Below are 11949 nucleotides of genomic sequence, written 5' to 3' on the forward strand. Positions count from 1 at the left end.
CGCGCTCGTGGGGGTGCTGGCGGTCGGCGCGACGGTGGTCGCCGGCTTCGGCCCGTCGGTGCTGTCGCCGCTCGTGGTCGGGGTGATCGCCGGTGCCGTCGTCGCGAACTGCATCGAGCTGCCGAGTCGGTTCGAGCCCGGCATCGCCTTCTGCGCCCGGACGATTCTGCGTGCGGGCCTCGTGCTGCTCGGCCTTCGACTGTCGCTCGGCGATCTCGGAGCGCTCGGTGTACGTGGACTCGGCGTGGTGGCCGGCGTGGTCACCGTGACGTTCCTCGGCACGCAATGGCTCGCTCGCCGCATGGGCGTCGACGACCGACTCGGCCTGTTGATCGCAACCGGCTACTCGATCTGCGGAGCATCCGCGATCGCGGCGATGGACGGAGTCGTCGACGCCGACGAAGAAGAAACTGCCTACGCGATCGCACTCGTCACGCTGTGCGGCTCGTTGTCGATCATCGTGCTCCCGTCGATCGCCTCCGCGGTCGACCTCACCGGAGCAGCGTTCGGCACCTGGGTCGGCGCCGCCGTGCACGACGTCGGCCAGGTCGTGGCGACCGCCGGAACCGGGGGCAGCGAAGCGCTCGCTGCAGCGACGGTCGTCAAACTGACGCGGGTCGTCCTGCTGGCACCCCTGGTGGCAATCGTCGCCCTGCGCCGGCGACCCGTTCGGGTCGGACCGAGCGACGAGACGGAACGGCCGCCCTTGGTCCCGCTCTTCGTCGTCGGGTTCCTTGTCGCAGTGCTCGTGCGGAGCGCAGGGCTGCTCGGCCCGAACGCACTGACGCTCGGCGCCGATCTGGAGAAGATCGCTCTGACCGTCGCACTCGTCGCACTGGGGCTCGGCGTGCGCATCGACCGGTTGCGGCGCTTGAGCGGGCGACCGCTCGCGCTCGGCATGGCAGCCTGGGTGCTCGTGGCCGGAGCCGCATTCGTCGGTACGTCGATCGCCGTTTGACGATGAGTGACCTGCCGATAGTGACCGCCTATGACGGTACAGCGAGGTGCAGGGTTCAGCCGTCGGGCGTCGATTGTCAAGATGTCGCCATGCGATTGGAGCTGCGGAAGGCGAACAATCGGGGGAACGCGACGACGGCTCGTCGGCTGAGCGAGATCCCGACCGTGACAGACCGAATCCCGTCCGCGGGGTCGGCGTCATGACGTACCACGCCACCGACGCCGATCGCGCCGCCGGCACGCTGCCGCCCGCCACGCTGTCGCAGATCCGCGACGACCTCCGCACGATCGGTTTTGCCGTCGTCGGCAACCTGGTGTCGGCCGAAACGCGTGAGGTGCTGCTGGCATCGATGCTCGACGACACGGCAGCGGTTCGTGAAGCAGCGACGATGACGCCGCACGAGCAGCGGACCGGCAAGGGGCACCTCCAGCTCGGACCCCGTCGCTCTGCGCTGTACGTCTCGGCTGACATCGTGGCGAATCCCCTGATCGAGAGTGTCGTGGCGACGGTGCTCGGCGACGGCGCCTGGCTCGGCTTCTACAACGGCAACGTGAACTGCCCTGGCAGCGGAGCCCAACCCCTGCACGCCGACCGTCCATACTCCTGGACGACGGAGGCGGAAGCCCTCGCCGCAGGCGAGGAGTGGCCGCCGCGCACCACGACGCTGTCGTGTTCGACGGCGCTCACCGACATCACGATCGAGACCGGTGCGACCGAGATCTACCCGGGGTCGCACCGCGAGACCATCGTCACCACCTGGGAGCCGGGAGAGCGTCCTGCGTCGCACCCCGATCTGCTCGAGAAGTGGGGTCCGCCCGCATCGATGGAGATACCGGCAGGTGGCGTCTGCTTCCGCGATCCCCGCATGTGGCACCGCGGGGTGCCCAATCCGTCCGACACGCCGCGTCCGATGCTGGCGCTGACCTATCACGAGGCCATCGCCAAGCACTATCGCGGCGTCGTCCTCCACGACATCGACCCCGAGATCCGGCGGCAGCTCGACGTTGACCCGACGCTGCGTCTGCTCGACTCCGGCGAACTCGCCGACGGCCGACTCGTTTTCGACGAGAGCGCTCGGCAGGCGTTCGAGGTGCCGTCGCCGCACGGGATCGATCGGAACGTCCGGTTCGTCAGTCCGCCGCAGCGCGTGAACCACTTCCTCGACGCCCATCTCGTCGGCGGCGCCCGCCTGGTCGATGACGGCGCCGAGCTGCTCGTGGCCGATCCGTGACCCGGGTCCTGTACGTCGGCGGCACCGGCGAAATCTCGCACGCCTGTGTCGAGCGGTCACTTGCTGCCGGTCACGATGTCGCAGTCCTCAATCGGGGCAACCGGAGCGAGTTGCTGCCCGACGGTGTGGAGTCGATCGTGGGTGATCTGCGCTCTGATGAGCCGTATGCGGCTCTCGGCGGCCGCACGTTCGATGTGGTGTGCCAGTTCATGGCGTTCGACGGTGCGGATGCAGTCCGTGACATCGAGGCGTTCTCCGGTCGCTGTGGTCAGTTCGTGTTCGTGTCGTCCGCAGCGGTCTACCGCCGGCCGATCGCCGACGAGCGAGTCACCGAGTCGACCCCGGTCGGGAATTCGTTCTCGGCGTACGGCCTGGCCAAGCTGGCGTGTGAGCGAACGTTGCTCGATGCTCAGCAAGCCGGCGTCCTCCCCGTCACCATCGTGCGCCCGAGCCACACCTACCGAACCCGCCTTCCGAGCGCGGTGCTGCAGAGCGAACACCAGACCTGGCGGATGCTCGCCGGGAAACCGATCCTCGTCCACGATGACGGTGACTCGATGTGGACCCTCACGCATGCCGCCGACTTCGCATCCGCCTTCGTCGGACTCTTCGAGAGCGGTGCAACCGTCGGCTCGACGTTCAACATCACGAGCGAGACGGCGTTGTCGTGGAACACGATCCTTCGCCAGGTCGGTGGTGCGCTCGATCTCGACGTCGAACTCGTCCACGTCCCCACCGACACACTCGTCGAGTACGAGCCGCAGTGGTCGGCGCCCTTGCGTGGCGACAAGGCGGACTCGATGATTTTCGACACGTCACATGTCCGGTCGGTCGTCGACGGGTGGCGGTGTGAGGTGACACTGGCGGAGGGCCTCCGACGCACGGCCGAGTTCGGTCGGGCACGGCTGGCCTCCGGCTATCAACCCGATTCGGCGGTCGATCGGCTGGTCGACCGCATCATCAGCGAACACGCGTCGGTCGTCTGACCGACGACGCCGAGCGTCCCAAGGAGCTGTCATGTCCATCGACCTCGACCGGCTACGAGCCGAACTGCACGCTTCCCACGAACTCGGGGACCGCCGCCGATACGGCGAGCTCATGGCCGAGCACTGGGGTCCGTCGGTGACCGTGATGCACGAGCCGGCGAACCCCAACGACAAGAGTCTCACCGTCGACGAGATGCTCGAGGCCCGCCGCCGCACGGAAGAGCGGATGAAGACGAACATGCCCGATGCTCGGTACGTCCGCATCTACTCGCGAGTGATCGCCAACGTGATCTACCTCATGTTCGACCGGGTCGGCACCAGTTCCGACGGCGACGAGGTCGTCACCCCGATCTGCACGCGCATCACCATCGAAGACGATCGCATCTCCCAGGTCGTCTTCAACATCGCACCCGACAACTGATCTGCCCGCAGCTCTGACGCGCAGCGATCAACCGAGTAGCGCTGGTGCCCGTGCGGCGAGCACCGCATCGAGCAGGCGCGCCGCGGCCTTGATCGACGGACGGGCACCCCGCCAGATCGCTCGCACGGGTTGGATGATCGTGGTGTCCTTCACCTCGATGAGGTGCAGACGTCCAGCTGCGAGGTCGTCTTCGACGCGGCTGGCCGGCAGAAAAGCGATGCCCGCCCCGTTGATCGCAGCGAGCCTGGCGGCAGAACCGGTCGATACCTCGAAGTGGTTCGACTCCGCCGTCCGCGGCTCGTCGTGCAGCGCCGCCTCCACCACGTCGCGTGTGCCGGATCCGGGCCGAGGCAGCACCATCGTCGTCTTCATCAGATCGGCGGGTGTCACGGCGCGCCGTCGGTTCGACCACGGGTGCGACGATCCGACCACCGGCACGAGTTCCTCCGTCGCAACGACCTCGGAGCTGAGACCGATGGGCGGGTGCGGGCCTTCGATGAAACCGATGGCCACGCCGCGGTTGCGAACCTCTTGAGCGACGCCGAGCGTGTTCGTTTCGACCAGGTCGAGGCGGATGTCGTGGAGTCCGGCGGCGATGATCCACCCGGGGAGGCGGTGCTCGGCGACGTGTCGGGTGGTCGCAACCGCGAGTCGGGTGGCCTCGTTGCGCAGCGCATCGGCTCGCTCGACGAGTTCCGACGCCGTCGTGAGTACTTCGGCGCACGCTGGTGCAAGGCCGATGCCGGCCGCGGTCGGCTTCGAGCCGGTCGGGCTGCGTTCGAGGATCGCGACGCCGAGCTGGCGTTCGAGCTTCTGCAGCTTGGCAGTGGCGGACGGCTGCGCCAACACGTGGCGCTCAGCTGCCTTCGAGACGCTCCCGAGCTCGATGACGGACAGGAAGAGTCGGATCGCGGAGATGTCGATCCCGTCGACGATCGTGGGGGAGGCCATGCGTTCAGCCTATGACCTTCTAGTCATCCTGGCGGTTCCGTCGGGGCGACCGACTTGGGATGGTGTCACCACACGTCAGCGGTACGACGCAGCCAGAGGGGCCTCACCCGGTCGTCTCGGAGTGCCCGTCGTCCGCGGCCGAATATTCCCCGGAGTCCGATCCGAGGGAGCACCGAGAAGGGGGACGACGTTGCGTCGAACGATCAGTAGGCAAGCAGTGGCGATCACGATCGCCACAGGACTCATCGCCGTCGGCTGCGGCTCGGACGACGAGTCGTCCGATTCGGAGTCCACCGAAGCGGAAGCCGACGACGGTGGCGACACCGACGAAGGTGGCGACAGCGACAGCGGCGACGTCGCCGACACCACAGAAGCGGCCGGCGACGATGCCGGCGATGCCGACAGCGATGGTGGCGACCGTTACGGCGGCTCGATCATCGTCGGCGTCGACGGCGAACCGGCGGGCTGGAGCCCGACCGTCGACGGCTGCAGCGATGCGTGCCTGACCGTCGCACGCCATGTCTACGACCCGCTGGTCGAGACCGACGCGAATGGCGTCCCGCAGCCGTACCTCGCCGAATCGATCGTGCCCAACGAGGACGCGAGCGAGTGGACGATCACGCTGCCTGCCGGCATCACCTTCTCGAACGGCGTCCCGCTCGATGCAGCAACGCTCATCGAGATGCTCGAGGTGTCGACCGCCGAAGACTCGCGGCTGCTCGGTCGCCTCGGCAACATCACCGAGATGACCCCCGACGGCGACCTGGCCGTGACGATCACCCTGGCCGGGCCCGACGCCTCGTTCACGCAGACGCTCGCGTCGGTGGCCGGACTCGTGTTCGAACCCGGTGCATTCAAGGCCGACCCGGTTGCGTTCAGCGAGAACCCGATCGGAACGGGACCGTTCGTGATGGAGAAGTGGGACCGTGGCTCGGAGATCGTCCTGACCCGCAACGCCGACTACTGGCGCACGGACGACAGCGGGGCACAGTTGCCGTACCTGGACAGCATCACCTTCCGTCCGATCCCCGACGAGGACACCCGCCTCGCAGCCCTCGAGTCGGGCGACATCGACATGATGAACACGTACTCGGGCAGCACCGTGCGCGCACTCGACGGCATCGGTGGCGTCTCGGTCGGTCGCAATCTCGGCAATCAGAGCACGGGCACCCTGCTCAACATGATGAACGCACCGACCGACGACATGCGCGTGCGATACGGGCTGATCGGTCTGTCCGACCAGCCGGGCCTGATCGCCGTGCTCGGCGGCGAAGACATCAGCCCGCCCGCGAGCCAACTCGTCGGCCCCGAACACCCGCACCACTCGCTCGACGCTGCCGCGACCTACGACGCACTGCAGGCCGACGACGAGGGCGCCCAGGCGATGCTCCAGGAGTACATCGACGACCCCGAACGGTCCGATGGCAAGGAGCCGGGTAGTTCGATCGACCTTACGCTCAACTGCCTGCCTGAAGGCGACTTCGTGGAGTTCGCCCAGGCGGCCCAGGCGATGTGGAGCAGCACCGGCCAGGTGAACGTGGAGATCAACCAGCTCGAGAGCGCAGCACTCGGTCAGGAAGTCGTCGGTGAGGCGCCCGACTTCATCGGTTCGTTCCAGGCGTCGTGCTGGCGTCAGGGCAGCGACCAGGACCCGTTCGCCTTCTGGGGCGGCGAGCCCGCAGTCGGCAACTCGACGAACTACGCCAACATCTACGACGAGACCACCGACGAACTCCTGAACCAGGGCCGCTCGACCGTGGATGTCGACGAACGTCAGGCCGTCTACATGGCCTTCAACGAGCACATGGTCGAACTGGCCCCGATCGTCTACGCCGGCTACACGGTGTCGGCACTTGCTCACGCCGACGACATCGCCGGCGTCGACGGCTGGACGTATCCCGACGGCACGCCCGGCAACGGACACGCCCAGGCCCAGGCCCGCCTCGTGCAGGCGTACCTCACCGGCCAGTGACCGAGCCAGCTGCCGGGTCGGGCCTAGCGTCCGGCCCGGCACGGCCGCTCCGGGTGCCGCCCGTCGTCCGACAGATCGGCCACCGGCTGCTGGTCCTGGTCGGCGTGCTGTTCGCCGTCTCGGTGCTCACCTTCATGCTGACGAGCCTGCTGCCCGGCGACCCGGCGCTGCAGGTGCTCGGCACCGAGGACGCGACACCCGAGGCGCTCGAACGGGTCCGTGACGAGCTCGGTCTCGACGAGCCCCTGCCGCTGCGTTACCTCGACTGGCTGTCTGGCGTGGTGCGCGGCGACTTCGGGAGTTCGTACATCACGAACCAGCCCGTCGCCGGTGAGATCGCCAACCGGGCGCCGGTCACGCTCGAGATCGGTGCGCTGGCACTCGCCATCTCACTCCTGTCGATCCCCCTGGCGGTCGGCTCGGCCCATTGGGTCGGCCGAGCGTTCGACCAGGTCACGTCGACCGTCTCGTTCGGGATGCTCTCGGTCCCGACCTTCGTGCTCGCCCTCGTGTTGATCTACACGTTGGCGGTCGAGACCTCGCTACTTCCAGCGACCGGCTGGACGCGCCTGACACCGTTCCCGGAGAACCTCGCCGACAACCTGCGGGGGGCGATCTTGCCGGCGCTCACGCTGGCGATCGGCAACATCGCCGTGCTGACCCGAGTGCTTCGTACCGACATGCTCGCAACACTTCAGCAGGACTACCTGGTGATGGCGCGTTCGATGGGCGTGTCGACCCGCCGGCTCCTGTTCGTCAACGCGCTCCGCCCGTCCAGCTTCACCCTGTTGACGGTGCTCGGCGTGCAGATCGGAGCGATGATCGGAGGGGCGGTGATCGTGGAGACGCTGTTCGCCGTGCCCGGCATGGGCCGGTTGCTCGTCGACGCGATCTTCCAGCGCGACCTGATGGTCGTGCAGGGCGTGGTCCTCGTCATGGCTGCGAGTTTCGTCATCGTCAACTTCCTCGCCGACCTCGCTTACCTCGTCGTCGATCCGAGACTCAGGAGCCTGAATCCGTGACCCTCGCCCAACCGCTCGCCGCGTCCGACGACACCGTCGTCCGTCGTCGGCGCAGCCCGATCCGCAGGGTCCTCGGCTACTGGAGTGCCGGTTGGCTCGTTCTGCTCGTCGTGGTCGCGGTCGCCGCGCCGATCCTGCCGATCGACGACCCGCTCGCCATCGACATCGCAAACAAATTGTCGCCTCCGGGTACGGACGGCCACCTGCTCGGTACCGACGGCCTCGGTCGCGACATCCTGTCGCGGCTCGTCTACGGCGCACGAGTGTCGCTCTTCGTGTCGGTCGTCGCCGTCGGGATCGGCTTCACCCTCGGCGGACTACTCGGCCTGGTCGCCGGCTACTTCCGCGGTCATCTCGACACAGGTTTGAGCGCGGTCATCGACGTCATCCTGGCGTTCCCCGGCATGGTCCTGCTGCTCGGGGTGATCGCATTCGTCGGCCAGAGCTTGACCACGGTGACCATCACGATCGGGCTGCTCTCGATCCCGATCTACATGCGGATCTCCCGGGCGAACTCGATGGGTGTGGCCGACCGCGACTACGTGCTCGCCTCGCGCCTCTACGGTGCGCGTGACCGGCGGATCCTCCGTCGCGACATCCTGCCCAACGTCGTCATGCCCGTCGTCGCCTTTGCGCTCGTGTCGCTCGGCGTCGTGATCGTGCTGGAGGGCGGCCTCGCCTTCCTCGGCTTGAGCGTGCCGCCACCCACCGCCAGTTGGGGCACCATGATCTCCGAGGGCAAGCGCCACCTGCGCACCGACCCGTATCTGGTCGTGATGCCGTCGCTCGCCATGTTCATCACCGTCATGGCCCTGAACGTGCAGGGCGAACGGCTCCGCGCTCGATGGAGCATCAAGAGGACGGCCGACTGATGGCCACTCGACCAGGTATCCGTCCCAAAGCCGAACGGAGGTGCCCAGATGGCCGGATCAGGTGACGCCCACCTCCGTCGTGATTCCTCGCGGGTTGCGCTCAGCGTCGACGACATCACCGTCGAGTTCCCGATCCACGGCACGCACGATCGCGTGCGCGCCCTGTCGGGCGTCAGCTTCGACGTCCTCGAGAACGAGGTGCTCGGCATCGTCGGTGAGTCGGGCTGTGGCAAGTCGACGGCCGGCCGCACCGTGGCCGGCATCTGGCGACCCAGCAGCGGCACGGTCAGCCTTCGCGGCGAAGACGTGACCGCGTTGCGGATCGGCGACGAGCGCCGCGCTCACCTCGAGATGGTGTTCCAAGACCCCATCGGCTCGCTCAACCCCCGCCGCACGATCGGCGAGAGCCTGATCGATCCGCTGGAGATCCAGTGGCGGTCCCGGTTCGATCGTTCGGCACCGTCGCGTTGGGCAAGTCGACTGTGGACCTCCACAGTCCGAAGCCTCACGACGCGCTCGGTCGTCGCCGCAGCGAAGGTCGGGCTCGGCCTGCTCGTCGGTGCGCTGCTCGTCCAACTGCTCTTGGGCTACGACATGAGCGACGGATCGCCGACCGTGCCGGTGATCGTCGCCGCGGTCGTCGGCATCGTGCTCGCAGCACCGCTGGTTGCAGGCGGCTTGCTCGCCGCCGTTCTGTGGTCGGCGCTCGCCGTCGTCGGCGCAATGGTCGAGGCAGTGACGGCGCTGACGCGTCGGACACAGCTGTCGACGTTCCGGAGCGAAGCCGAGCAACGCGCCCGAACGGCGCTGCTCGAGGTCGGCATCGATCCCGACCAGACCCTCCACAAGCGGCCGCACGAGTTCTCCGGCGGTCAGGCCCAGCGCATCTGCATCGCGCGCAGTCTGGTTCGGGAACCCTCGGTGCTCATCTGTGACGAGCCGGTCTCGGCGCTCGACGTGTCGGTTCAGGCGCAGGTCTTGAACGTGCTGCACGACCTGACCGAGCGGCGCGACCTGGCGCTCGTGCTGATCGCGCACGATCTCGCCGTGGTCAAGGCCATGTCCGATCGCATCGCCGTGATGTACCTAGGCAAGATCTGCGAGGTCGGCACCCCCGACGAGGTCTTCGAGCAGCCGCGTCACCCGTACACCCGCATGCTCCTCGATGCGATCCCGCTACCGGACCCGTCGGTGGTGGTCGGTGACGAGGTCCACGAGCTCGGTGAGTTGCCGTCGCCCGTCAACCCGCCGTCGGGGTGCCGGTTTCGGACCCGATGCGAACGGGCGACGACGCTGTGTGCCGAGGTCGAGCCGACGATCGAGCCGACGAGCGAGCAGTCCTTCGTCGCCTGCCACCATCCGATCGACACCGAGCCACGAACCGTTGCGCCCTCGGTGACCGTCGAGGCCCGTGCATCGCAGTCGGCGTCGAGTGATCGGCCGGTGCCTGATCGACCCCTCGTTTCTGTCCGTTCGTTGCGGACCAGCTTCGACACGCCGCGTGGGCTCGTGCGGGCGGTCGACGGCGTCGATCTCGACATCTGGCCGGGTCGCACGCTCGGGGTCGTCGGCGAGTCGGGCTCGGGCAAGACGGTGTTGTCGCGTTCGATCATGAACCTGTTGCCGCCCAACGGTGTGCACCGCTCGGGCACGATCACGTTCGGGGAGCGGCGGATCGACGATCTGAGCAACCGGGCGATGCGCTCGTTGTGGGGCGGCGACATGGCGATGATCTTCCAGGATCCCTCCCAGTCGCTCCACCCGATGTACAAGATCGGTCGACAGATCACCGACGCGATCGCCGCCAACCTGGATCTCGACGATCGCGCCGCCCGTGAACGCGGCATCGAACTCCTCCGCTCCGTTCGGATTCCCGATCCGGAACGCCGCTTCGACGAGTACCCGCACCAGTTGTCCGGTGGCATGCGGCAGCGGGCGATGATCGCGATCGCCCTGTCGTGTGACCCGCATCTGCTCTTCGCCGACGAGCCGACCACGGCACTCGACGTGACGGTGCAGGCCCAGGTGCTCGACCTGCTGCAGGTGCAACGACGCGAGCGGCACATGGCGATGGTGCTCGTCACCCACGACCTCGGCGTGGTTGCCGGTCGGGCCGACGACGTGGCGGTCATGTACGCCGGTCGCGTCGTCGAGCACACCGACGTCTCGAGCCTGTTCGCCGAGCCGAAGCATCCCTACACCAGGGCGCTGCTGCGTTCGATCCCGCGCCTCGACGACGCCCCGGGGGCGCTCCCGACTGCGATCGAGGGTCGTCCACCGGAGTTGGTGGACCGTGCGCCCGGATGTGCGTTCGCGCCTCGCTGCGACGTTGCGACCGATCGCTGCCGCGTCGACGACCCTGCGCTGACCGAACTGGGAGTCGGTCACGCCGTTGCCTGCCACCACCCCATCGAGACCCCGGTCTCGATCGACGTGCGTCCTGACCCCGAATCGCCATCGCTCTCGGGCCGCTGACGAGTCCGACGATCTATCCTCCCCGGTCGGTAGTTCTTGACTACCGACGCGGATCGGTTCTACGGTGCTCATCGTCGGTGAACGAGGAGGAGTGCCGTGCCGCTGTACCGAACCCTGACCCGCCCGGGTCTGCTCTCGCTCGAGCAACGCCAGGCCTTTGCGAACGATGTGGTCGACATCCATTGCGGCATCACCGGGGCGCCCCGATCGTTCGTGCACGTCCTCTTCGCCGACGATGACGACGGCCGACTCGACGAGGGGCAGAGCGCCCTGGTGTTCGGCACGATCCGGCACGGTCGCACCGACGCGCAGAAGCAACAGCTCACCGACCGGTTGGCCGCCGCGCTGGCCGACCGCGCCAGCATCGCGACCTCGTCGGTCACCGCGGTCTCGGTCGACGTCGACGCCTCGTACACGATGGAGGGCGGCGTTCTCCTGCCCGAGCCGGGCTCGGCCGACGAGGAGGCCTGGAAGGCGATCGGCAGCTCGGCCGAGTAGGCCGGGCGGTCGGCGGGGATCAGCCGGGTGAACCGGTCTGGTGCCGGCTGAACCGGGCCGTGATCGACCCGTCCGCCACGCGATCTCCGCACTCGGCACACTGGAGTTGCGGCCGCAGGTCGTGTTCGCACGGGGCGTGCACGAGCGTCACCTCCGGTTCGTCGCGGTCGACCCATCGCCGTCCCCACTCGGTCAGCATGACCATCACGCCGGCGAGATCGCGGCCCTTCTCCGTCAGTACGTAGTGGTGGCGAGTCGGTGCTTCGCTGTACCGCTCGCGCTCGAGGATCCCGGCGCCGACGAGCTGCTTGAGGCGCGCCGACACCACCGTCTTCTGGGCCTCGGTGTGCTCGACGAACTCGGAGAAACGTCGGCGGCCGTAGAACGCCTCGCGCAGGATGAGCAGGCTCCACGCGTCGCCGATCTCGCCGAGGGCCTGTGCCATCGGGCAGCGCTGCTCACCGAGTTCGGTCAGCTTCATGGCGCTGACGATAGTGCCAGTAGTCGAGCGCTACCGATCGTTGACGCCGAAGGTAGCTCACAGCTACCATCGCCTCGGACCG

At 67.8% G+C, this 11949-nt stretch carries 11 protein-coding genes; 9 read left to right on the forward strand and 2 right to left on the reverse strand.

Annotated features, from left to right (window positions below; genetic code table 11):
• The first annotated feature begins 7 nt into the window (after positions 1-7).
• The 4 genes from BDK89_RS02515 (at position 8) to BDK89_RS02530 (ending at position 3596) form a co-directional block, all read left to right on the forward strand.
• Positions 8-958, forward strand: coding sequence for a YeiH family protein (locus BDK89_RS02515; RefSeq protein ID WP_166657331.1), 951 nt, complete (start codon positions 8-10; stop codon positions 956-958).
• 199 nt (positions 959-1157) lie between these two features.
• Positions 1158-2189 (forward strand): phytanoyl-CoA dioxygenase family protein, encoded by a 1032-nt coding sequence (locus BDK89_RS02520; protein WP_133867456.1) that lies wholly within the window; start codon positions 1158-1160, stop codon positions 2187-2189.
• The gene (locus BDK89_RS02525; protein WP_133867457.1) at positions 2186-3175 is read left to right on the forward strand and encodes an NAD-dependent epimerase/dehydratase family protein; all 990 of its coding nucleotides are present in this window, start codon (positions 2186-2188) and stop codon (positions 3173-3175) included. Before BDK89_RS02520 ends, BDK89_RS02525 begins: the two co-directional genes overlap by 4 nt.
• Before the next feature lie 31 nt (positions 3176-3206).
• Positions 3207-3596 carry a hypothetical protein gene (locus BDK89_RS02530; protein ID WP_133867458.1) on the forward strand — a complete coding sequence of 130 codons (390 nt, stop codon included), beginning with the start codon at positions 3207-3209 and terminating at the stop codon, positions 3594-3596.
• A 27-nt stretch (positions 3597-3623) separates the two neighbouring features.
• Here BDK89_RS02530 and BDK89_RS02535 read toward each other — a convergent pair whose 3' ends face one another.
• Positions 3624-4547 carry a LysR family transcriptional regulator gene (locus tag BDK89_RS02535; RefSeq protein ID WP_133867459.1) on the reverse strand — a complete coding sequence of 308 codons (924 nt, stop codon included), beginning with the start codon at positions 4545-4547 and terminating at the stop codon, positions 3624-3626.
• 217 nt (positions 4548-4764) lie between these two features.
• Here BDK89_RS02535 and BDK89_RS02540 point away from each other — a divergent pair, with 217 nt between their 5' ends.
• The 5 genes from BDK89_RS02540 to BDK89_RS02560 all read left to right on the forward strand — a co-directional run bounded on the left by BDK89_RS02540 (position 4765) and on the right by BDK89_RS02560 (position 11386).
• Positions 4765-6519 carry an ABC transporter substrate-binding protein gene (locus BDK89_RS02540; RefSeq protein WP_133867460.1) on the forward strand — a complete coding sequence of 585 codons (1755 nt, stop codon included), beginning with the start codon at positions 4765-4767 and terminating at the stop codon, positions 6517-6519.
• A gap of 53 nt (positions 6520-6572) precedes the next feature.
• Positions 6573-7541: an ABC transporter permease gene (locus BDK89_RS02545; protein ID WP_208293938.1), complete on the forward strand. Its 969-nt coding sequence runs from the start codon at positions 6573-6575 to the stop codon at positions 7539-7541.
• Positions 7538-8413, forward strand: a complete 876-nt coding sequence (locus tag BDK89_RS02550; protein WP_133867461.1) for an ABC transporter permease — start codon at positions 7538-7540, stop codon at positions 8411-8413. Before BDK89_RS02545 ends, BDK89_RS02550 begins: the two co-directional genes overlap by 4 nt.
• Before the next feature lie 48 nt (positions 8414-8461).
• The gene (locus BDK89_RS02555; RefSeq protein ID WP_133867462.1) at positions 8462-10888 is read left to right on the forward strand and encodes a dipeptide ABC transporter ATP-binding protein; all 2427 of its coding nucleotides are present in this window, start codon (positions 8462-8464) and stop codon (positions 10886-10888) included.
• Positions 10889-10984: 96 nt separating this feature from the next.
• The gene (locus BDK89_RS02560) at positions 10985-11386 is read left to right on the forward strand and encodes a tautomerase family protein (RefSeq protein WP_133867463.1); all 402 of its coding nucleotides are present in this window, start codon (positions 10985-10987) and stop codon (positions 11384-11386) included.
• 19 nt (positions 11387-11405) lie between these two features.
• Here the strand turns inward: BDK89_RS02560 and BDK89_RS02565 are convergent, their stop codons facing one another.
• On the reverse strand, positions 11406-11867 hold the full coding sequence (locus BDK89_RS02565) for a winged helix-turn-helix transcriptional regulator (RefSeq protein ID WP_133867464.1): 462 nt from the start codon (positions 11865-11867) through the stop codon (positions 11406-11408).
• Between the last annotated feature and the right edge of the window lie 82 nt (positions 11868-11949).

This window comes from Ilumatobacter fluminis, assembly GCF_004364865.1.
GTDB classification, from domain to species: Bacteria; Actinomycetota; Acidimicrobiia; order Acidimicrobiales; family Ilumatobacteraceae; genus Ilumatobacter; species Ilumatobacter fluminis.

Excerpts from the sequence above, each read along its gene's own strand:
- BDK89_RS02555 (WP_133867462.1), top strand. The coding sequence starts at position 8,462 with ATGGCCGGATCAGGTGACGCCCACCTCCGTCGTGATTCCTCGCGGGTT.
- BDK89_RS02565 (WP_133867464.1), bottom strand. The coding sequence starts at position 11,867 with ATGAAGCTGACCGAACTCGGTGAGCAGCGCTGCCCGATGGCACAGGCC.
- BDK89_RS02530 (WP_133867458.1), top strand. The coding sequence starts at position 3,207 with ATGTCCATCGACCTCGACCGGCTACGAGCCGAACTGCACGCTTCCCAC.
- BDK89_RS02520 (WP_133867456.1), top strand. The coding sequence starts at position 1,158 with ATGACGTACCACGCCACCGACGCCGATCGCGCCGCCGGCACGCTGCCG.
- BDK89_RS02535 (WP_133867459.1), bottom strand. The coding sequence starts at position 4,547 with ATGGCCTCCCCCACGATCGTCGACGGGATCGACATCTCCGCGATCCGA.